The organism is Streptomyces sp. NPDC002867 (assembly GCF_053591895.1).
The window spans coordinates 113,331-133,471 of record NZ_JBSFUR010000002.1; the positions used below are offsets into that span (position 1 = coordinate 113,331).

At 69.1% G+C, this 20,141-nt stretch carries 19 protein-coding genes; 10 read left to right on the plus strand and 9 right to left on the minus strand.

Annotated features, from left to right (window positions below; all coding sequences use genetic code 11):
• Positions 1 to 19: 19 nt before the first annotated feature.
• Positions 20 to 1,831 carry a globin domain-containing protein gene (locus tag ACWD0A_RS02090; RefSeq protein WP_451293729.1) on the minus strand — a complete coding sequence of 604 codons (1,812 nt, stop codon included), beginning with the start codon at positions 1,829 to 1,831 and terminating at the stop codon, positions 20 to 22.
• 525 nt (positions 1,832 to 2,356) lie between these two features.
• On the opposite strand from ACWD0A_RS02090, the gene ACWD0A_RS02095 reads away from it, so the two are divergent.
• The 4 genes from ACWD0A_RS02095 (at position 2,357) to ACWD0A_RS02110 (ending at position 4,957) form a co-directional block, all read left to right on the plus strand.
• Positions 2,357 to 2,902 (plus strand): DUF2269 domain-containing protein, encoded by a 546-nt coding sequence (locus ACWD0A_RS02095; protein WP_451294033.1) that lies wholly within the window; start codon positions 2,357 to 2,359, stop codon positions 2,900 to 2,902.
• A 4-nt stretch (positions 2,903 to 2,906) separates the two neighbouring features.
• Positions 2,907 to 3,761 (plus strand): GNAT family N-acetyltransferase, encoded by an 855-nt coding sequence (locus ACWD0A_RS02100; RefSeq protein WP_451293731.1) that lies wholly within the window; start codon positions 2,907 to 2,909, stop codon positions 3,759 to 3,761.
• Positions 3,762 to 4,035: 274 nt separating this feature from the next.
• Positions 4,036 to 4,494, plus strand: coding sequence for a MarR family winged helix-turn-helix transcriptional regulator (locus tag ACWD0A_RS02105; RefSeq protein WP_177149293.1), 459 nt, complete (start codon positions 4,036 to 4,038; stop codon positions 4,492 to 4,494).
• Between the two features lie 10 nt (positions 4,495 to 4,504).
• Positions 4,505 to 4,957 (plus strand): N-acetyltransferase family protein, encoded by a 453-nt coding sequence (locus tag ACWD0A_RS02110; RefSeq protein WP_451293734.1) that lies wholly within the window; start codon positions 4,505 to 4,507, stop codon positions 4,955 to 4,957.
• A gap of 84 nt (positions 4,958 to 5,041) precedes the next feature.
• On the opposite strand, the gene ACWD0A_RS02115 is transcribed toward ACWD0A_RS02110, so the two are convergent.
• Complete coding sequence (locus tag ACWD0A_RS02115; protein ID WP_451293736.1) at positions 5,042 to 6,418, minus strand: serine hydrolase domain-containing protein; 1,377 nt, start codon at positions 6,416 to 6,418, stop codon at positions 5,042 to 5,044.
• 137 nt (positions 6,419 to 6,555) lie between these two features.
• Between ACWD0A_RS02115 and ACWD0A_RS02120 the strand changes: the two genes are divergently transcribed.
• Positions 6,556 to 7,122, plus strand: coding sequence for a TetR/AcrR family transcriptional regulator (locus ACWD0A_RS02120; protein ID WP_451293738.1), 567 nt, complete (start codon positions 6,556 to 6,558; stop codon positions 7,120 to 7,122).
• Between the two features lie 9 nt (positions 7,123 to 7,131).
• Positions 7,132 to 7,383: a hypothetical protein gene (locus tag ACWD0A_RS02125; RefSeq protein ID WP_451293740.1), complete on the plus strand. Its 252-nt coding sequence runs from the start codon at positions 7,132 to 7,134 to the stop codon at positions 7,381 to 7,383.
• A gap of 177 nt (positions 7,384 to 7,560) precedes the next feature.
• On the opposite strand, the gene dnaB is transcribed toward ACWD0A_RS02125, so the two are convergent.
• The gene (gene dnaB / locus ACWD0A_RS02130; RefSeq protein ID WP_451293742.1) at positions 7,561 to 9,033 is read right to left on the minus strand and encodes a replicative DNA helicase; all 1,473 of its coding nucleotides are present in this window, start codon (positions 9,031 to 9,033) and stop codon (positions 7,561 to 7,563) included.
• 426 nt (positions 9,034 to 9,459) lie between these two features.
• On the opposite strand from dnaB, the gene ACWD0A_RS02135 reads away from it, so the two are divergent.
• The gene (locus ACWD0A_RS02135) at positions 9,460 to 10,797 is read left to right on the plus strand and encodes an MATE family efflux transporter (RefSeq protein ID WP_451293744.1); all 1,338 of its coding nucleotides are present in this window, start codon (positions 9,460 to 9,462) and stop codon (positions 10,795 to 10,797) included.
• A gap of 134 nt (positions 10,798 to 10,931) precedes the next feature.
• On the opposite strand, the gene rplI is transcribed toward ACWD0A_RS02135, so the two are convergent.
• The 4 genes from rplI to rpsF all read right to left on the minus strand — a co-directional run bounded on the left by rplI (position 10,932) and on the right by rpsF (position 12,630).
• Entirely contained in the window at positions 10,932 to 11,378 is a 447-nt protein-coding gene (gene rplI / locus ACWD0A_RS02140; RefSeq protein WP_177149300.1) for a 50S ribosomal protein L9, read from the minus strand.
• 18 nt (positions 11,379 to 11,396) lie between these two features.
• Positions 11,397 to 11,633, minus strand: a complete 237-nt coding sequence (gene rpsR / locus ACWD0A_RS02145) for a 30S ribosomal protein S18 (protein ID WP_003956534.1) — start codon at positions 11,631 to 11,633, stop codon at positions 11,397 to 11,399.
• 43 nt (positions 11,634 to 11,676) lie between these two features.
• Positions 11,677 to 12,264 (minus strand): single-stranded DNA-binding protein, encoded by a 588-nt coding sequence (locus ACWD0A_RS02150; RefSeq protein ID WP_451293746.1) that lies wholly within the window; start codon positions 12,262 to 12,264, stop codon positions 11,677 to 11,679.
• A gap of 75 nt (positions 12,265 to 12,339) precedes the next feature.
• Positions 12,340 to 12,630 carry a 30S ribosomal protein S6 gene (gene rpsF, locus ACWD0A_RS02155; protein ID WP_004950685.1) on the minus strand — a complete coding sequence of 97 codons (291 nt, stop codon included), beginning with the start codon at positions 12,628 to 12,630 and terminating at the stop codon, positions 12,340 to 12,342.
• A gap of 271 nt (positions 12,631 to 12,901) precedes the next feature.
• Here rpsF and ACWD0A_RS02160 point away from each other — a divergent pair, with 271 nt between their 5' ends.
• The 3 genes from ACWD0A_RS02160 (at position 12,902) to ACWD0A_RS02170 (ending at position 15,602) form a co-directional block, all read left to right on the plus strand.
• On the plus strand, positions 12,902 to 13,216 hold the full coding sequence (locus ACWD0A_RS02160; RefSeq protein ID WP_177149302.1) for a hypothetical protein: 315 nt from the start codon (positions 12,902 to 12,904) through the stop codon (positions 13,214 to 13,216).
• Positions 13,217 to 13,357: 141 nt separating this feature from the next.
• Complete coding sequence (locus tag ACWD0A_RS02165; protein WP_177149303.1) at positions 13,358 to 14,476, plus strand: lipid II:glycine glycyltransferase FemX; 1,119 nt, start codon at positions 13,358 to 13,360, stop codon at positions 14,474 to 14,476.
• A gap of 94 nt (positions 14,477 to 14,570) precedes the next feature.
• Complete coding sequence (locus tag ACWD0A_RS02170) at positions 14,571 to 15,602, plus strand: alanine racemase (RefSeq protein WP_177149304.1); 1,032 nt, start codon at positions 14,571 to 14,573, stop codon at positions 15,600 to 15,602.
• Positions 15,603 to 15,647: 45 nt separating this feature from the next.
• Here ACWD0A_RS02170 and ACWD0A_RS02175 read toward each other — a convergent pair whose 3' ends face one another.
• Positions 15,648 to 17,216: a glycosyltransferase family 87 protein gene (locus ACWD0A_RS02175; RefSeq protein ID WP_451293749.1), complete on the minus strand. Its 1,569-nt coding sequence runs from the start codon at positions 17,214 to 17,216 to the stop codon at positions 15,648 to 15,650.
• A 125-nt stretch (positions 17,217 to 17,341) separates the two neighbouring features.
• Complete coding sequence (locus ACWD0A_RS02180) at positions 17,342 to 20,017, minus strand: transglycosylase domain-containing protein (protein ID WP_451293751.1); 2,676 nt, start codon at positions 20,015 to 20,017, stop codon at positions 17,342 to 17,344.
• Between the last annotated feature and the right edge of the window lie 124 nt (positions 20,018 to 20,141).

Genomic DNA, 20,141 nt, shown 5'->3' on the forward strand with positions numbered 1-20,141 from the left:
CGGCGCCGCGTCGCGTCGCCTAGTCGGCCGCCGCCACGAGCTCTTCCAGGGAATCGTGCCGGATCCGGTCGTACGGGATGCCGATGCCGCGGAGCGCGTGCACACCGCTGCGGATCATTCCGGGCGGCCCCGAGAGATAGGCGTCGAAGCCGTGCCACGGTCCGTACCGGCCGAGGTCCCGCACGGCCGAGGGGAACTCCGCGCGGTCGTCGACCACCGGGCGGACCGACAGCCAAGGGTGCGTCTGCTGCAACCGGAGCATGGTGTCGATGTCGTACAGGTCGTGGTCGGAGCGCGCCCCGTAGAAGACCTCGACCGTGCGCCGCTCGCCATGAGTGGCCACGTCCTCGACGAGCGCCTTGATGGGCGCAATGCCGGTGCCGCCGCCGAGACAGAGCAGACCGTTGTCGGTGGTGTGGTCGACCGTCATCGACCCGGCGGGCGGACCGAGCCGCAGTACGTCCCCGGGTCTGGCGTGGTGGACCAGGGCGTTGGAGACCCAGCCCGCCGGGACGGCCTTGACGTGGAAGGACAGCAGCCCGTCGGGCCGGGGCGCGCCGGCGAAGGAGTAGTGCCGCCAGATCCTGGGCCACCACGGCGTCTCCAGGCTCGTGTACTGCCCGGCGAGGAACTTGTACGGCTGGTCCGGACGGACCGTGATGATCGCGATGTCCGGGGTCCGCAGCTCGTGCGAGACGACCTCGGCATCCCACCAGGCAGGTGCGTTCTGCTCGTCCTCGGCCGCCGCGTCGATCATGATCTGGGAGATCGTCGTGTACGTGCGGACCCAGGCCGCCTCGGTCTCGGCGTCCCACGTGGTCGTCGCGTACCGCGTCAGGGCGCCGATCAGGGCCTCGCCCACGGCCGGGTAGTGGGCGGGCTGCGTCCCGTACTTGCGGTGGCCGCGGCCGAGGTTGCGGAGGTAGTCCGTCAGCACCTCCGCGTTGTCCATGTGCTCGGCCGCGGTCAGCAGCGCCTTGAGCAGCCGGTCGCGCTGGGTGTCCATGGCGACCGGGAACAGGGACCGCAGCTCGGGATGGCGGACGAAGAGCAGGGCGTAGAAGTACGAGGTGACCTGGTCGGCCACGGGCGCGATCTCGGCCATGGTCCGCCGGATCAGCACGGCGTCGGGGGACGCGGGGGGTTCGGCGGGTGCGGAGGCACGGGGCGGCCCGAACGGGTCGGCGTGGTCCGTACCGGAGGCCGGGGCGTCGTGGTCCGCGGGGGCGGCGTGAGGAGCGGGGGCCGCGTAGGGCGCGCGCTGGGGCGGGACGCCATGGGCCGTACCCGACGCCGGCGTGTCGCTCGGGGCGCGGGTGCCGTAGGACGCCTGCCGGGCCGGGATGTCACTCGGTTCCGGTGCCCCATGGGCCGGGTCGTGTCCGGCGTCAGGCCGGGAGTGCTCGGGCTCGGCGTCGGGTGCGGACGCGCCCGGGGCGCCGGCCTCGGCTGCGGTGGCCGGCGCGGCGGCCGGGTCCTGGTCCGGTTCCGCGGCCGCGGTCGGCCGCTCGGTATCGGTCTCTTCGGGGGCGGGTGTCGACGGTACGTCCCGTACGACCGAGAGCTGCGGCCGGTTGCGGCGGGACGAACCGGAACCGACCGGGCGTATCGCCGACACAGGTCGCGTCGGTACCGCTGCGGGCCGGCTCGGCTCACTCTCCTCCGCCCGGCCGTCCTGCCCGTCCCGACCGGGTCGCGAGGGAGTGGATGCGCCCTCGGCACCGGTCGCCCCACCAGGCCGGGCCGGTTGCCTGCGAGGGGTGAACCAACCGCCTCCGCCGTTGTCGCCTGACGCGCCGTTGTCGGCCGGCGTGGTGGCCGGAGCTTCCATGGTGTGCCTCGCCTCGAACATCTTTCGGTCGGTTCGCGCACGTCCGCCAGTCGGAACGTGCCGCACTTACCTGCGCTGTCCAGCACTGCCGCGACTCGTCCTTGCCGCGGCCATGCTCTGTATCAGGGCGAGTTCCCTCCGATGAAGACTCTGCCCGGACGCCCGCTGTCGCAGCATGGCAGCCGATTCCCGGAACCGGGACAAAGAGTCGAAAGTCCGGGCACCCGAACCCCTTTTCCCATTAGGCTCCCATGCCGCCATGTCCCTGCATCCGGATCGTCCGGAGCGCCTGCACTCCCCCTCCTCGTGCGCCCCGGATGAACTCCCAGGCCCCGCGGAGATGGAACCACCGTATGCAAGACACCCGTCCAGGCCAACCCCGAACTCTGCACAGACCCGGTCCGCGATCTTCACCGTCGCACGGGCCGTTCATACGTCCGTGGGCTCGTGTACGCCGACGCGAGTACCGACGCTTACTCCCGCTGTCAGACGACCGGCGCCCGGCTGCCCGGCACTGTGTTTCACGTGAAACCACTCAAGCGCCCCGTCCGCCGGGGAATCCTCGTCGCCCATGTCGCCGCATCGGCAGGCTGGCTCGGGATCACTCTCGGCCTGCTCGCGCTTGCGTTCACCGCCGTCACCACGGGCTCGGTACCGGTGATCGAGGCCTCCTACCGCTCCATGAAGGTCTTCACGGACTGGCTCGTCCTGCCCCTCGCCTTCCTCACACTCCTCAGCGGCCTCTTCCTGTCCCTGGGTACCAAGTGGGGTCTCGCCCACCACTGGTGGGTCTTCATCAAGTTCTGGCTGACGCTGGCGACGACCACTGCTTCGGTCATCGCCCTGCGGCCGGGCGTCAACCAGGCTGCCGACAGCGTCGCTTCGGGTGTCGTGGTCGCCGATCCGCGTGACCTCGTGATGGGGCCCGCCGTATCGCTGGCCGCCTACCTCTTCATGACGGTGATTTCGGTACTCAAGCCATGGGGAACCATCCGGCGTGGTCGCCGTTCGCGGGCCTCCGTCACTTCTCCTAAAACGGTGGACGGGCGATCAGTGCGTCAGACAGCCTGACCCCATGTCGACTCCGCTCTCCGAGCTGCCCATCAGGCGCCTGACCATCGATGACCTCGTCTCTTGTGCCGACCTCTCGGAGGACCGCGGCTGGCCACGCGAGGATCACAAGTGGGGTCTGCTGCTGACGGCCGGCACGGGGTACGGGATCGACGATCCGGCGGGCAAGGGGCTGGTGGCCGCCTGCGTACTGACGTCGTACGGCCCCGGCCTCGCCGCGATCGGCATGGTGCTCGTCGCCGAGCGATTCGCCCGTCAGGGCATCGGGCGCCGACTGATGAAGCACGTACTGGCAGAGGCCGGGGAGACCCCGCTGACCCTGCACGCCACGCCCAACGGACAGCCGCTCTACGAGGAACTGGGCTTCACCGCCACCGGCCGGGCGGAAATGGTCCGGGGTCGCTTCACCGCCACCGACCCGGCTGCCACGGTGCCGACCCGTCCGGCGACAGCGGAGGACATGCCTGCCCTGGTGCGCCTGGACGCCGAGGTCTTCGGCGTGGACCGCACCCACATGATGACCCGCCTCCCGGCCTTCGCCGACCAGCTCCGGGTGGCCGAGCAGGACGGCGTGCTGACCGGGTACGCGGCTGCCTGGCCGAACATGGCGACGCACGTCGTCGGCCCCCTGATCGCCAAGGACACCGAGACGGCAAAGGCCCTGATCACCTCACTGGCGGCGAACACGGACCGCCCGCTGCGCACCGACATCGACGTGCGCCACGAGGATCTGCTCACGTGGGTGAAGTCACAGGGCCTGGAGCCGATCGCCTTCAACGCGGTGATGACCTATGCCATCTCCGCGCTGCCGGGCGACTGGACCCGCCGGTTCGCACCGCTGACCGTCGCGGCAGGCTGAGGGTCGATCCCGGGCCCACCGCGACGGCGGTACGTCATCAGCCGGTGCCGGACCATCCGCGGGATTCTGCAGCGGTGTCCGGCCCGGCGGACAGGGTGGTCAGCGGACGGAGTTCGGCCCCCGGGCTTCGGCCGCGCTCCCGGCATCAGCCGCTTCCGCCTTGCGGTGCACCTTTTCACCAATACTTGCAGACGCTTTTTAATTGCCAGCGCGGACTATTGCGGTCATCGTCTACTCTGGGAGGGAGCCCCGAACGGCACCGAGGAGGAGACAGATGACCGCGACCGACCCCGCCCTCACGGCCCTCGCACAGGGCTGGTGCGCCCTCTCGCTGCTGCACGGAAAGATCGAGGCGCACATCGAGCGGGCTCTGGAGTCCCGGCACGGACTGAGCATGCGTGAGTTCTCGCTGCTCGACGTGCTCAGCCGGCAGCACAGCGGGCCGGGCGGGCATCTGCAGATGAAGCAGGTCGCCGACGCTGTCGTCCTCAGCCAGAGCGCCACGACCCGACTGGTCACCCGGCTCGAGGACCGCGGACTGCTGACCCGCTACCTCTGCGACACGGACCGCCGTGGCATCTACACCGATGTCACCGAAGCCGGCCTGGCTCTGCTCGCCGAGGCACGGCCGACGAACGACACCGCGCTGCGAGAGGCGCTCGACGAAGCCGCCAAGAACCCGGAGCTCGCTCCGCTCGTCAAGACCGTCGAAGAGCTGCGGGTCCCCGCGTAGTCTGCGGATCATGAGTGATCTGCAGATACGCCCGGCGGTCGTCGAGGACATCCCGGCGATCGTGGCGCTGCTCGCCGACGACCCGCTGGGCGTCCAGCGCGAATCGCCCGACGACCTCGCTCCGTACACCGCGGCGTTCGAGCGGCTGGTCGCGGACCCCCACCAGCACCCGATCGTCGCCGTCCGGGACGGCCGGGTCGTCGGCACACTTCAGCTGACGGTCATCCCCGGTCTCTCCCGGCGCGGCACCACCCGGTCGATCATCGAGGCCGTCCGGATCCATGCCGACGAGCGCGGCAGCGGGCTGGGCACACAGCTCATCGAGTGGGCCGTCGAAAAGTCCCGCGGCTTGGGCTGCCAACTGGTCCAGCTCACGTCCGACGCCACCCGGACCGATGCCCACCGCTTCTATGAGCGCCTCGGTTTCGAGCCCTCGCACATCGGGTTCAAATTGACCCTCTGAGCACAGGAGGCGCGCGCGCCCGGCGGCGAGAACGGGCCGACCCGCCTGGCACGGGTTGGCCCGTTTCACGTGAAACATCGCGGGTCAGAGCCCGCGCCACCCGTCCTCGTCCACACCGCCGGGCACCGCGTCGCCCTGTTCGTAGGGTTCACGTGTGAACACGAACGATCCCAGGTCCAGGTGGCTCACGGACCCGTCCTCACAGCGCACCACCGTGAGCGTCTCCCCTGCGAAGTAGCCGTCCAGCCCCGTCCACTCGCCCTCGGGCCCGGCCACGAAGCGGGACCTCCGGCCGCCCCCACGCAGAGGCTCCAGCTCGACTCCGCGATCGCCGACAAGGCGCAGCCCGTACGCGTACGTACCCCAGTACCAGGGACCCGTGAGGTCCAGCAGCTCCTGGTCGACGTCGGGCAGCGGTCGCCACGGCGCGGGCATCCGGGGCTCGGCATCCGCCACGATCCGGACGAGATCGGCGGCTACCGTGCTCGCAAGCGGCCCGGAAGTCACATTGGTCAGCGCCACCGCGGCGACGCCGTCGTCCACACTCGTCCACAGCCCTGCGAGAAACCCGGGCAGGGAGCCCGAGTGCCCCACGAGCGTGCGCTCCTCGTTGCGGACGATCTGCATGCCGAGGCCATAGCTGCTGTTCCAGTCTCCCGCCTCCGCGGGCACCGAGGGCGTGCGCATCTCGCGCACGGAGGCGGCGCTCAGCACCCGGTCGTCCCCCTCGGCGAGGAACCAGGCGAACCGGCAGAGGTCCGCCGCGGTCGACCACAACTGTCCGGCGGGGGCCATCAGCCCCAGGTCCTCGACGGGCTCGGGAAGTATGACATCCGCCCACGGATGGACGGCCCAGCCGCCCGCATGGGGCGCTCGCGGCTGCGCGCTCGTCCGGGCCAGCCCCAGCGGATCGAGGATCTCCGTCTGAAGGACCTGCTCCCACGGAACGCCGCGTACGGCTTCCACCAGTGAACCGAGAAGCGTGTAGCCGGGGTTGGAGTAGTGGTGCCGTCGGCCGGGAGGGTGCATCCGTGCCTTGTCGCCCAGCACATCGGCGAGTTCGGGGCGCAGGGTGCCGGGAGTCCTTTCCCACCAGGGAGCCGGGGACTCGGCACTCAAACCGGCACTGTGACCGAGGAGCTGAGCGATGGTCACCTCTCCGACGCCCGTGCCCGGCAGATGCTTCTCCAGCGGATCGCTCAGATCCAGCAGTCCCTCGTCACGCAGCCGCATCACGAGAACCGCGGTGAAGGTCTTGGTGATCGAGCCGATGCGGTACTGCGTATCGGCGTCGGGTGCATGGCCGTCGACGCAGGTGCGCGCGCCCGTCCACACCAGACGGCCGTCCCTCAGGACGGCTCCGACGAACGAGGGGGTACGTCCCTCGCTCTGCGCGACGGCGATGCGGTGCAGGAGAGCCCTGCGCGTGGTGGGGAGCAGCTCTTCCCAGGATGAGGTCATGCGGCAGGTCTATCGGTGTACGGGCGCTCCGTCGACCCGATTAAACCGTCTCCGCGGGCATGGACGGAGTGAGTGCTCACTCCGCATGCTCGGGCCATGACGCCACCTCCCGCGAAGGGCGGCAGGGCTCTCCGGCCATGAGCCCGGAGCAGCGCCGCGAGATGATCGTCCGGGCCACGATTCCCCTGCTCATCGAGCATGGCAGCTCGGTCACCACCCGCCGGATCGCACAGGCGGCCGGCATCGGCGAGGGCACCGTCTTCCGGGTATTCACCGACAAGGAGGAGCTCCTGGACGCCTGCATCGCCGAGACCATGGACCCGGGCACGTCCCTGGCCGAGATCCGGTCCATCCCACTGGACCAGCCTCTCGCCGCCCGTCTCACCCAGGCCGCGGAGGCGCTGCGCGCCCATGTGGACCGCATAGGGGCCGTGATGGGCGCCCTGCACGCCACCGAGGGCCGAAGCCGTGCCGCCGACCGCCCGGGCACGAAGCCACCGGACCGGCAGGCGGGCACGAACGCGGCGACGGACGCCATCGCCGGCCTCTTCGCACCCGAAGAGGACTCGCTCCGCCTCCCGCCGCGACAACTGGCCCAGCTCTTCTTCGGCCTGCTCTTCACCAGCTCGACCCAGGAAAGCCCCCAGCACATCGGCCCGGTCGTCGACGTCTTTCTGCACGGCGCCCTCGCGTCCACCGGCTGAGGAGGTCCCATGCCGATCACGCTGAACCACGCCATCGTCCCGGCCGCCCACAACGAGCGCGCCGCCCGCTTCTTCGCGACCGTCATAGGTCTCCCGTACGAGGGCCCCGACCGGCACTTCGCCCCGGTCCGCGTCAAGGAGTCCCTGACCCTCGACTACCTCAGCGTCCCCGAGCCGCCGGGGACGCACCTGGCCTTCGACGTGGACCCGGCGACCTTCGACGCGGTCCTCACCCGCCTGCGCGAGGCGGCGGTCCCCTAGGGCAACGATCCGTCCACGCCGGACAACGGCCGCACGGACCACCCGCTCGCGGCCCGCGGCCTCTACTTCACCGACGACTCGGGCAGCCTCTACGAACTGATGTCCCCGGCCTGACCGGCTCGCGCGCCGCCGGCCGCGGCCCCCGGTCACGCGAGTGCCGCCCTCAGGCGCCGCGCGTCACGTCTGGGCCATGTCCACGAAGCGCGAGTAGTGGCCCTGGAACGCCACCGTGATCGTGGCCGTCGGGCCGTTACGGTGCTTCGCCACGATCAGGTCCGCCTCGCCGGCGCGCGGGGACTCCTTCTCGTACGCGTCCTCGCGATGCAACAGGATCACCATGTCGGCGTCCTGCTCGATCGAACCCGATTCACGCAGGTCCGAGACCATCGGCTTCTTGTCCGTGCGCTGCTCGGGGCCACGGTTCAGCTGGGAGAGCGCGATCACGGGGAGCTCCAGCTCCTTGGCCAGGAGCTTGAGGTTTCGCGACATGTCCGAGACCTCCTGCTGGCGGCTCTCGGCACGCTTGGAGCCGCCCGACTGCATCAGCTGGAGGTAGTCGATGACCACCAGCTTCAGGTCGTTGCGCTGCTTCAGGCGGCGGCACTTGGCACGGATCTCCATCATCGACAGGTTCGGCGAGTCGTCGATGTAGAGCGGGGCCTGGGAGACGTCGGGCATCCGGCGCGCCAGGCGGGTCCAGTCCTCGTCCGTCATCGTCCCGGAGCGCATGTGGTGCAGCGCCACACGCGCCTCCGCCGACAGCAGACGCATCGCGATCTCGTTGCGCCCCATTTCGAGGGAGAAGATCACGCTGGGCAGGTTGTTCTTGATCGAGGCCGCACGCGCGAAGTCCAGGGCCAGAGTCGACTTGCCCATCGCGGGACGGGCGGCGATGACGATCATCTGGCCCGGGTGCAGGCCGTTCGTCAGGGAGTCGAAGTCGGTGAAGCCCGTGGGCACACCGGTCATCTCACCGCTGCGCGAGCCGATCGCCTCGATCTCGTCGAGAGCGCCCTCCATGATGTCGCCGAGCGGCAGGTAGTCCTCACTGGTCCGCTGCTCGGTGACGGCGTAGATCTCGGCCTGGGCGGAGTTGACGATTTCGTCGACGTCGCCGTCGGCCGCGTATCCCATCTGCGTGATCTTGGTGCCGGCCTCCACGAGCCTGCGCAGCACCGCCCGCTCGTGGACGATCTCCGCGTAGTACGACGCGTTCGCGGCGGTCGGCACCGACTGGACCAGCGTGTGCAGATACGGGGCCCCGCCGACGCGGGTGATCTCACCACGCTTGACCAGCTCGGCCGCGACCGTGATCGGGTCGGCCGGCTCACCCTTGGCGTAGAGGTCGAGAATCGCCTGGAAGACGGTCTCGTGGGCCGGCCGGTAGAAGTCGTGACCCTTGATGATCTCGACCACGTCGGCGATGGCGTCCTTCGACAGCAGCATGCCGCCGAGGACGGACTGCTCGGCGTCCAGGTCCTGCGGAGGCACTCGCTCGAAGCCGGGGCCGCCGTCCCAGCCAGTGCTCTCCCGGCTGCGGTCGTGCTGGTCGTCACGGCGGGTGTCGCTGCCGCGGCGGCGGGAGGCGGGAAGCCGGTCACCGGGAGTGTCGGCCGCCCACGGGTCGTCCAAGGGCTCGGAAATGCTCACCCGCGGCCACCTCCTCCCGTCCGCTCCGCGGACCTTTGCCGTGGCACTCTTTCTACGGCACGACACTGACAAAACGAGTCGCCTGACTCCGCTTGCGCGCGTCGGGCGACGGTCCACGGTAGGCCCGGCGGCACCGTCAGCCAATCTGGTTATCCACAGGCCCTGTGGACGAAGGACCAGATGCTGTGGAGAAGTCTTCGGAACCTGTGCACGGACCAGGGGACAGGACTGTGGACAAACTCATAGCCGCCTCACCACATAGCCTCTGAGCTGCTCATTTTCCATCCACCGGCTGTGGGGGAGAAAAACTTTTCCCACCGGGCCAAGATCAGAACAAACCGCGCACCGGGTGATGCCCAAGCCCTGGAGAAGTAAGGGACACCTGGGCGTTGCATCTCTTACCTGTGGAAGATTAGATTGGCCCCCATGCCCCAGGCCTCCGTGACCCCCAAGGCGCGCCGTCGACGCCATGACCGAGAGATCATCGCGCTCGCTGTCCCCGCCTTCGGCGCACTGGTCGCCGAGCCCCTGTTCGTGATCGTCGACAGCGCCATCGTGGGCCACCTCGGCACGCCCCAGCTCGCCGGTCTCGGGGTCGCGGCAGCCCTGCTCATGACGGCCGTCAGTGTCTTCGTGTTCCTGGCCTACGCCACCACCGCCGCCGTGGCCCGCCGTGTCGGCGCAGGCGACCTCCCATCGGCCATCCGCCAGGGGATGGACGGCATCTGGCTCGCGCTCTTCCTCGGTGTCGCCGTCATCGCGGTGACCCTCCCGGCCGCCCCCTGGCTCGTGGATCTCTTCGGCGCATCGGAGACAGCGGCACCGCATGCGATCACCTATCTGCGCATCTCCAGCCTCGGCATACCGGCCATGCTGATCGTGCTCGCGGCGACCGGCGTCCTGCGGGGTCTCCAGGACACGCGGACACCGCTCTACGTGGCCATCGGCGGATTCACGGCCAACGCAGCACTGAACGCAGGACTGGTGTACGGCGCCGGGCTGGGCATTGCCGGCTCCGCATGGGGCACGGTCGCGGCCCAGTGCGGCATGGCCGCCGCCTATCTCCTCGTCGTCGTGCGCGGAGCCCGCAAGCACGGTTCCTCGCTGCGCCCCGACGCGGCCGGGATCAGGGCGAGTGCCCAGGCCGGAGCCCCTCTCCTGGTCCGTACGCTCTCGCTGCGTGCGGTCCTGATGATCGCCACCGCTGTGGCTGCCCGCCTGGGCGACACGGACATCGCGGCACACCAGATCGTTCTGTCGCTCTGGAGCCTGCTGGCCTTCGCCCTCGATGCCATCGCGATCGCCGGGCAGGCCATCATCGGGCGCTACCTCGGTGCGAACGATGCCGAGGGAGCACGGCAGGCCTGCCGTCGCATGGTGGAGTGGGGAATCGCCGCGGGCGTGGTCCTGGGCGTCCTGGTCGTGGTCTCGCGCCCGCTGTTCATCCCTCTGTTCACCGGGGATCAGGCGGTCCGGGACACGCTTCTTCCCGCGCTTCTCGTCGTAGCGGTGTCCCAGCCGATCGCCGGAGTCGTCTTCGTCCTGGACGGGGTGCTGATGGGTGCGGGGGACGGCTCGTATCTCGCCTGGGCCATGCTCGTCACCCTCGCGGCGTTCGCGCCGGTCGCCCTGCTGGTGCCCTCCGTCGGCGGTGGCCTGACCGCGCTGTGGTGGGCCATGACCCTGATGATGACCGTGCGGCTGCTGACGCTGTGGTGGCGGGCCCGGTCCGGACGCTGGATCGTGACCGGCGCGACGCGCTGACGTTTCACGTGAAACGTCCCGTGGGGCACGCGGTACCGCGCACCAGACGAACCGTGATCGCAGCACGCCGGACCAACAGAAGGGCCGCACCCCGAGGGGTGCGGCCCTTCCTACCGCTCAGTCGAGCGCGCTGATCAGGCGGCGACAACCTCGACGCCGAGCTGCGCGGCAACCTCGGGGTGCAGACGCACGGACACCTGGTGCGAGCCCAGGGTCTTGATCGGCGCACCGAGCTCGACGCGACGCTTGTCGACCTCCGGACCACCGGCAGCCTTGATCGCCGAAGCGATGTCGGCCGGGGTGACGGAACCGAACAGGCGGCCGGCCTCGCCGGAGCGAACGGCCAGGCGCACCTTCACGGCCTCGAGCTGACCCTTGACGGAGTTCGCCTGCTCGATGGTCGCGATCTCGTGGATCTTGCGGGCGCGGCGGATCTGCGCCACGTCCTTCTCGCCACCCTTGGTCCAGCGAATCGCGAAACCGCGCGGGACCAGGTAGTTGCGAGCGTAGCCGTCCTTGACGTCGACGACGTCGCCGGCGGCGCCGAGGCCGGAGACCTCGTGGGTGAGGATGATCTTCATATCTCGGTCACCCTTCCCTTATCGCGCGGTGGACGTGTAGGGCAGCAGCGCCATCTCACGGCTGTTCTTGACGGCCGTGGCGACGTCACGCTGGTGCTGCGTGCAGTTGCCGGTCACGCGGCGGGCACGGATCTTGCCGCGGTCGGAAATGAACTTCCGCAGCATGTTCGTGTCCTTGTAGTCCACGTACACGGTCTTGTCCTTGCAGAACGCGCAGACCTTCTTCTTAGGCTTGCGCACAGGCGGCTTCGCCATGGTGATTCTCCTGTGTGATCAAGAAGTGGGGGTACGAGCTGCCCTAGAAGGGAGGCTCGTCCGAGTAGCCGCCGCCGGAACCGCCGGAGCTTCCGCCCCAGCCGCCGCCCCCGCCCTGCTGCTGGCCGCCGCCGGCCGGCGCGCTCGTGGCCCAGGGGTCGTCGGCGGGTGCACCGCCGCCGCCCTGCTGCTGACCACCACCGGGGCCGCCGCCCCAGCTGCCGCCGCCCTGCTGGCCGCCGCCGTAACCGCCCTGGCCGCCGCGACCGGTGGTCTTGGTGACCTTGGCCGTGGCGTTCTTGAGGCTGGGGCCGACTTCCTCGACGTCCAGCTCGTAGACCGTGCGCTTGACGCCCTCGCGGTCCTCGTAGGACCGCTGCTTCAGGCGGCCCTGCACGACGACGCGCATGCCGCGCTGGAGCGACTCGGCGACGTTCTCCGCCGCCTGCCGCCAGACCGAGCAGGTCAGGAACAGGCTCTCGCCGTCCTTCCACTCGTTGGTCTGCCGGTCGAAGGTGCGGGGAGTGGACGCGACGCGGAACTTCGCGACCGCCGCACCGGACGGGGTGAAGCGCAGCTCGGGGTCGTCGACGAGATTGCCGACGACCGTGATGACGGTCTCGCCTGCCATTGGGGGAACCTCTCGGCGGGGATTGCTTCTGGCTGCTTGCTGCTACTCGAACCCGATGACCTCTGAGCTAGGTGCTCAGTGGGTCTCGGGACGGAGGACCTTGGTCCGGAGGACCGACTCGTTCAGGTTCATCTGGCGGTCGAGCTCCTTGACGACCGCAGGCTCGGCCTGCAGGTCGATGACCGAGTAGATGCCCTCGGGCTTCTTCTTGATCTCGTAAGCGAGACGACGACGGCCCCAGGTGTCGACCTTCTCCACCTTTCCGTTGCCCTCACGGACGACGGAGAGGAAGTTCTCGATCAGCGGGGAGACAGCGCGCTCCTCGAGATCGGGGTCGAGGATGACCATCACCTCGTAGTGACGCATGTGGAACCCACCTCCTTTGGACTCAGCGGCCACGGTCGTTCCGTGGCAGGAGGGTCGTGATGCGTGAGCAACGGTATCGGCCGCCACTGACAATCCCCGCTCGACGAGAGGCGATCGTGTCCTGGCCAGGGCAGACACCGGTGCAGACCGTACAGAGTACCTGCACACCGGCTTCCGGTTGAAATCCGGTGGCGGATGGCCGCAATCTGTACACATCGGGTGCGCGCGGCGCTACGATGCGCCGCCTTCCGGCACAGCCAGGAGGTGCCTCATGGCACATGCAATGCGACGTCAGTCCCCCGCCTCTCTCCTCGCCACGGACGGCAAGCCACATCCGCTTCAGGACACCCTGATGGCGGTGACGCTGGTGCTCGGTGCCATCGCGTTCATCACGGCGATGTTCCACCACCTCCACCTGCTGAGCTCGTGGACCGGCCTTGTCGGAATCGTCACGGGCGCGTACGGCCAGTTCATCTCGGCGACCACGCGCGAGCGGTTCCTGCTGATCATCGGTCTCGGAGCGTCGGCCGTGGGCTTCTTCCTCGGCATGGCGCACGGCGGCCTCTTCGGCGGAGTCCTCGGCTGACGCACAGCGCATCGGGAGCGGGCCACGACCGGCCCGCTCTTGCGTACAGCCATTCGGAGCGCCTCCTCGGACCAGTAGGCTTCGGCGCGAGAGCCGGAGCCCCTGTACCCATGGGGACACACCTGCCGAGGAGCGCCCCGCATGAGCCTGACCCTGAGGACCATCAGCCGTGAGCAGCATCTGGCTTACATCCAGAGCCTGCCCTCGGCGAGTCACTGCCAGGTCCCGGCGTGGGCGGACGTGAAGACCGAGTGGCGCTCGGAGAACCTGGGCTGGTTCGACAAGAACGGCGACCTTGTCGGCGTCGGCCTGGTGCTCTACCGCCAGCTGCCCAAGATCAAGCGGTATCTCGCGTACCTCCCCGAGGGCCCGGTCATCAACTGGTACGCCCCGAACCTGGACGACTGGCTGCAGCCGATGCTGGCGCACCTCAAGAACCAGGGCGCCTTCTCCGTCAAGATGGGGCCGCCCGTCGTCATCCGCCGCTGGGACGCACCCGCGATCAAGGCCGGCATCCAGGACCCCGACGTCAAGCGCCTGCGTGATGTCGAGGCCACGCACATCGAGCCCCGGGCCTTCGAGGTCGCCGACCGGCTGCGCAAGATGGGCTGGCAGCAGGGCGAGGACGGCGGAGCCGGCTTCGGTGACGTGCAGCCGCGGTACGTCTATCAGGTGCCCCTGGCCAACCGGTCGCTGGACGACGTCCTCAAGGGCTTCAACCAGCTGTGGCGCCGCAACATCAAGAAGGCCGAGAAGGCCGGTGTCGAGGTGGTCCAGGGCCGCTACGAGGACCTCGCCGAGTGGCAGCGCCTGTACGAGATCACCGCCGAGCGCGACCGTTTCCGGCCGCGCCCGCTGTCGTACTTCCAGCGCATGTGGACCGTCCTCAACAACGAGGACCCCAACCGCATGCGTCTGTACTTCGCGCGACACAACGGCGTGAACCTGTCCGCGGCGACCATGCTCGTCGTCGGCGGACACGTCTGGTACTCCTACGGAGCCTCCGACAACATCGGGCGCGAGGTCCGGCCCTCGAACGCGATGCAGTGGCGGATGCTGCGCGACGCCTACGCCATGGGCGCCACCGTCTACGACCTCCGGGGCATCAGCGACTCGCTCGACGAGACGGACCACCTCTTCGGCCTGATCCAGTTCAAGGTCGGCACCGGTGGCGAGGCCGTCGAGTACGTCGGCGAGTGGGACTTCCCGCTGAACAAGCTGCTCCACAAGGCGCTGGACATCTACATGTCGCGCCGCTGAGGGCGCCGCTGACCGCTCCGGCGGCGCGAAGGACTCCGTAATCTCGTACATGTCTTTGCTACACCGCAACCACCAGAAAGGTTCCGGGCCGGTCATGGCGCTCTCCCTCTACGTCGACATCGCGCGCTGGCGGGCGCACCAGAAGTCCGTGATCGACCAGTTCCCGGGACTCGTCCCGGTCTGCAAGGGCAACGGCTACGGCTTCGGCCACGAGCGCCTCTCCGACGAGGCGGCCCGCTTCGGCGCCGACATGCTCGCGGTCGGCACGACGTACGAGGCCGCGCGGATCAAGGACTGGTTCGGCGGCGACCTGCTGGTCCTCACACCGTTCCGGCGCGGTGAGGAGCCGGTGCCGCTGCCCGACCGGGTGATCCGTTCGGTGTCCTCGGTGGACGGTGTGCACGCCCTGGTCGGGGCACGGGTCGTCATCGAGTGCATGAGCTCGATGAAGCGCCACGGCATCACCGAGCAGGAGCTCGGCCAACTGCACGCCGCGATCGAGGACGTGCGGCTCGAGGGCTTCGCGCTGCACCTGCCGCTGGACCGCACCGACGGCTCCGACGCCGTCGAGGAGGTCATCGGCTGGATGGACCGGCTGCGTGCCGCCCGCCTGCCGTTGCACACGATGTTCGTCAGCCACCTGCGGTCGGACGAACAGGCGCGGCTGCAGCAGCAGTTCCCGCAGACCCGGTTCCGCGCCCGGATCGGCACCCGTCTGTGGCTCGGTGACCACGAGGCGACGGAGTACCGCGGGGCGGTCCTGGACGTGACCCGCGTGTCCAAGGGGGACCGTTTCGGCTACCGGCAGCAGAAGGCCGCGTCCGACGGCTGGCTCGTCGTCGTCGCCGGCGGCACGTCGCACGGCGTGGGGCTGGAGGCGCCCAAGGCGATGCACGGCGTGATGCCGCGTGCCAAGGGCGTGGCCCGTGCCGGTCTCGCGACGGTCAACCGCAATCTGTCGCCGTTCGTGTGGGCGGGCAAGCAGCGCTGGTTCGCCGAACCGCCGCACATGCAGGTGTCGATCCTGTTCGTGCCCGCGGACGCCGACGAGCCCAGGGTCGGTGACGAGCTCGTCGCCCACCTGAGGCACACGACCACGCAGTTCGACCGCCTCGTCGACCGGTAGGACGCCCGGCGCTGTCTGCCGCCCGCGCGGGATTCCGCGAGGCCGTCAGGCGGACGGCTGAGCCTCTGTGCCCTGCCCCGTCCCGGCGGGCTGCGTGCCCCATTCCACCCGGGGCCCCTCCACGGTCTGCGCGGCATGTCGCCGCCGGGCCGCGCGCCTCAGGGGGAACACGTCCTCGGCGCCGTCGAGCACTCCGCCGGAGGGGTCGTCCGAGCCGTCCGTCCGCACCCCGTCGCGTTCGGGCATCAGGATGTCCCGCACGATCACCGCGCACAGGTAGAGCGTGCCCAGCAGGTGCAGGGTGATCGCGAGCTGGTATCCCTCGGGCGGCAGCCCCTGGTGCTTCTCGCTGGTGGTGTACGCGAGGTACATCCAGATGCCGAGGAAGTACATGACCTCGCAGGCCTGCCAGACGAGGAAGTCCCGCCAGCGCGGACGGGCGAGCGCCGCGAGCGGGATCAGCCACAGTACGTACTGCGGCGAGTAGACCTTGTTGGTGAGGACGAACACGGCGACGACCAGGAACGCCAGTTGGGCGAACCGGGGCCTGCGCGGTGCGGTGAGAGTCAGCAGAGCGATACCGGCGCACGCCACGATCGTCAGGAGCATCGCGTACGTGTTGACCGTCTCCGCCTCGATCGAGCGGCCCGTGCGCTGGGTGATGATCAGCCAGAACGAGCCGAAGTCGACGGGCCGCTCCTGGCTGAAGCTGTAGAACTTCTTCCACCCCTCCGGCGCCAGCAGCATGACGGGGACGTTGACCACGAGCCACGCCGCCACGGCCCCGAAGGCCGCCGTGAGGAACTCGCGCCACTTGCCCGCACGCCAGCACAGCACCAGCAGGGGCCCGAGGAGCAGGAACGGGTAGAACTTGGCGGCCGTCGCCAGGCCGATGAGGACGCCTGCGGCGAGCACCCGGCTGCGCGACCACATCAGCATCGCCGAGGCCGTCAGGGCCACCGCGAACAGGTCCCAGTTGATCGTGGCCGTCAGCGCGAACGCGGGTGCCAGGGCCACCAGCAGCGCGTCCCAGGGGCGGCGGCGGTGGGTGCGGGCGACGCAGACGGCGATGACGGCGGCGCAGATCAGCAGCATGCCCGCGTTGATCATCCAGTACAGCTGCTCGCGCTGCATCATGTCGTCGCCCGACAGCCCGAGCCAGGAGGCGGCGTCGGCGACCCAGGAGGCGACCTGCATGAACAGCCCGGTGAGGACCGGGTATTCGAGGTACTCCATGTCACCGGGCAGCCGGTCGAAGTACGGAATGCGTCCATCGGCGAAGCCGCGGCCGAGATACAGGTGCGGGATGTCCGAGTAGCAGGCGTGGGTGTACTGCGAACTGGTGCCCCTGAACCAGGCCCAGTTGTAGCAGGGCAGCTTCTGCACCATGCCGAGCGCGAACATGCCGATCGTCACCAGGGCGATGACACGCACGGGTGTGAGCGGGCCGTTGCCGGCGCGCCGTGCCCGGCGGCCCGCGGGGCCACCGATCAGCTCGCTGCCGGCCGCGGCGATCCTGTCGCGCCGTGTGGGGCGCACGTCAGAACTGTCCCGCCGTGCGGGCAGGACACCGCGGCGGTCCTCGTACACGCTCGTCTCCTCTGCGCTGGGCATGGTGCACATCCTGCCGCAAGGGGCCGGGTACACGACGAGGGCCGCCGTGTCCGGCAGGCACAGGCACGAAGCGCTGCGCCTGCCGGTACGGCGGCCCTCTGGCGGTGCCGGCCTACGGGCGGCGGCTACTCGGTTCCGTCGGAGCCTCCGATGAAGCCTCCGCCGTTGCCTCCGCCATTGTTGCCGTTGCCTCCGCCGCTGTCCGTACCCGGCGACGTCGTCGGACTCGTGGTGATCCCGCCGTTGCCTCCGCCCTGGTCGGTGCCGGCATCGGTACCGCCGGTGGGGTCGCAGGTCCAGTCCTCCCACGGGTTGCACGACTCCGAGGGGCGGCCGGGGCTCTTCGAAGGGCTCTCCGACGGGCTCGAGGAGGGCGACTCGGACGGGCTCGAGGACGGCTTGCTGCTCGGTGTCGGCTTGGGGCTGACCGCGCCGCCGCCCCAGACGGCCTCGGCGTCGAGCTCCTCCGGCTCGTCGAACTCCATGATCTTGGCGTTCTTGAGCGCCTTGGACATGTACGTCTGCCAGATCTCGGAGGGGAACGACGAACCGTGGATCGTGTCCCGGTCACCGGTGCCGTACATCTTCAGAAACTCGCGCTTCTTGCCGCTCTTCTCGTCGTCGTCGAGGCGGTACATGTCGATGGCGGTCGACAGCTGCGGGGTGTAGCCGACGAACCACGCGGACTTGTTGTCGTCGGTGGTACCCGTCTTGCCGGCGACCTGACGGCCGGGAAGGCGCGCGTTCTTACCCGTGCCCTCCTCGTCGTCGACGACGTCCCGGAGCACGTCCGTGACGTTGGTGGCGACGGCCTTGGTGAAGGCCGTCTCGACCTTGTCCTCGTGCTTGTAGATCGTCTTGCCCTGGTACTCGACGGACGTCACGGAGTACGGGTCGCGCTGCTTTCCGTTGGCCGCGAAGGTGCCGTAGGCGCCGGCCATACGGATGGCGCTGGGGTCCGAGATACCGAGGGAGAACGAGGGGACGTTCGCTTTGACCAGGCTGGTTTCGAGCAGACCGGCGTCGACGGCCGCCTTCCGCACCTGCGGGATGCCGATGTCCATGCCGAGCTGCACGAACGGCGAGTTGGCCGAGTGGATCATGGCTTCGCGCAGGCTGATGTTCTTGAACGACTCGTCACCGTCGTTGCGCTGCAGCCACTCCTTGCCCTCCTCGTTGCGCCAGATCGAGCCGTCGTAGTTCTTGATCTTGAGCTTGTTGGCTCCGTTGTACCGGCTCTTGTCGGGGTCGACGATGGTGCGCTCACTGGGCCCCTGCTCCGGACTGAGCTCGGGGTTGCGCACCCCGTCCCGCATCGCGGCGGCCAGCACGAACGGCTTGAACGTAGATCCGACCTGGGCACCCGTCGCGTCGGCGTTGTTCGTGAAGTGCTTCGTCGCGTCGGCACCGCCGTAGATCGCGACGATCTTCCCGGTCTCCGGCTCCACGGAGGCGCCGCCGAACTGGACGTGGGTGTCCGTCTCCGGCCGCTTCTCTGGGTCGATGTGCTTCTTGTAGATGTTCTTGATGGAGGCCTCGAGCGCGTGGACCTTCTTCTTGTCGAAGGTCGTGTGGATCTCGTAGCCGCCCTGCGCCAGCTTCTTCTCGGTCATCCCGTCGTAGTTGTTCATGAAGTTGGCCTTGGCCAGGTCCACCAGGTAACCGATCTGCCCGCTCAGCTGCGCGTCCTTCTTCGGCTTCTGCGGGTTGGGGAACTCCGTGTACTTGGCGCGCTCCTCGGCGGGGAGCCGGTTGTCCTTGACCATCTCGTCGAGGATCCAGCGCCAGCGCTCCTCGGCTCGCTCCCTGTTGGCCGCCGCCGTCGCCTTGGAGTCGATCTCCGTGGCGCCGGCCGGGTCGAAGTACGTCGCGCCCTTGAGGAGCGAGGCGAGGAACGCGCACTCGCTCGCGTTCAGGTCCTCGGCGTCCTTGTTGTAGTACGTCCGGGCCGCGGCCTGGATGCCGTAGGCACCGCGGCCGTAGTACGAGGTGTTCAGGTAGCCCGCCATGATGTCGGGCTTGTCCATCGTGCTGTCGATCTTGATGGAGATGAACAGCTCCTGGACCTTACGGCTCAGGGTCTGGTTCTGGTCGTCGAGCCGCGCGTTCTTCACGTACTGCTGGGTGATGGTCGAGCCACCCTGCGTCTGCTGGCCCCGTGCCATGTTGAACACAGCGCGGGAGATGCCCATCGGGTCGATGCCCGAGTCCTTCTCGAAGGTCTTGTTCTCCGCGGAGATGACGGCGTCCTGCATCTCCCTCGGAATCTGGTCGATACCGATGATCTGGCGGTTGACCTCACCGCCCGTGGCGGCCATCTGGGAGCCGTCGGCCCAGTAGTACACGTTGTTCTGGGCCGTGGCCGCCTCCGCCACCTTCGGGACGACGACCATGCTGTACGCGAGGGCGGCGGCCACCATCAGCAGCCCTATGAAGCCGATGCACAGTCCCGCGACGAGCTTCCAGGAGGGCATCCAGCGACGCCATCCGTACTTGTCGTGTCGCGGGTAGTCGATCAGCCGCTTCTTCCCGGCTGCGGCTCCGGCGGCGCCGCGGCGCGCGGCCCTGCCACCTGTTCCCGACTCGTCCACGCGCCGGCGACCACCGCCCCGCTGGGCGGCGCGCCGGGCCTCGGCTCTGCCACCGTACGGACGCTCCTCCCCATGAGAAGCGGAAGGGGAGGCTGACGTGGCACCCCTCCCGGGTGCTGCACGTCGCCCAGAGGACTGCTGGGCGGCGCGTCGGGCCGCGGCGCGCCCGCCACCCTGCGGCTGCGGCGGTTTGCGTCGGTGCTCGCTCATCGAACGACTACTCCTCGGGCAGGCGAGACGCCTGGAAGCGGCAGTTGAGTTCCGGTCCCCCCGAAATGGATACGGCCGAGCTCTGGGGAGAGCTCATCCGCTGTGCATCCACGGCGATGACGCA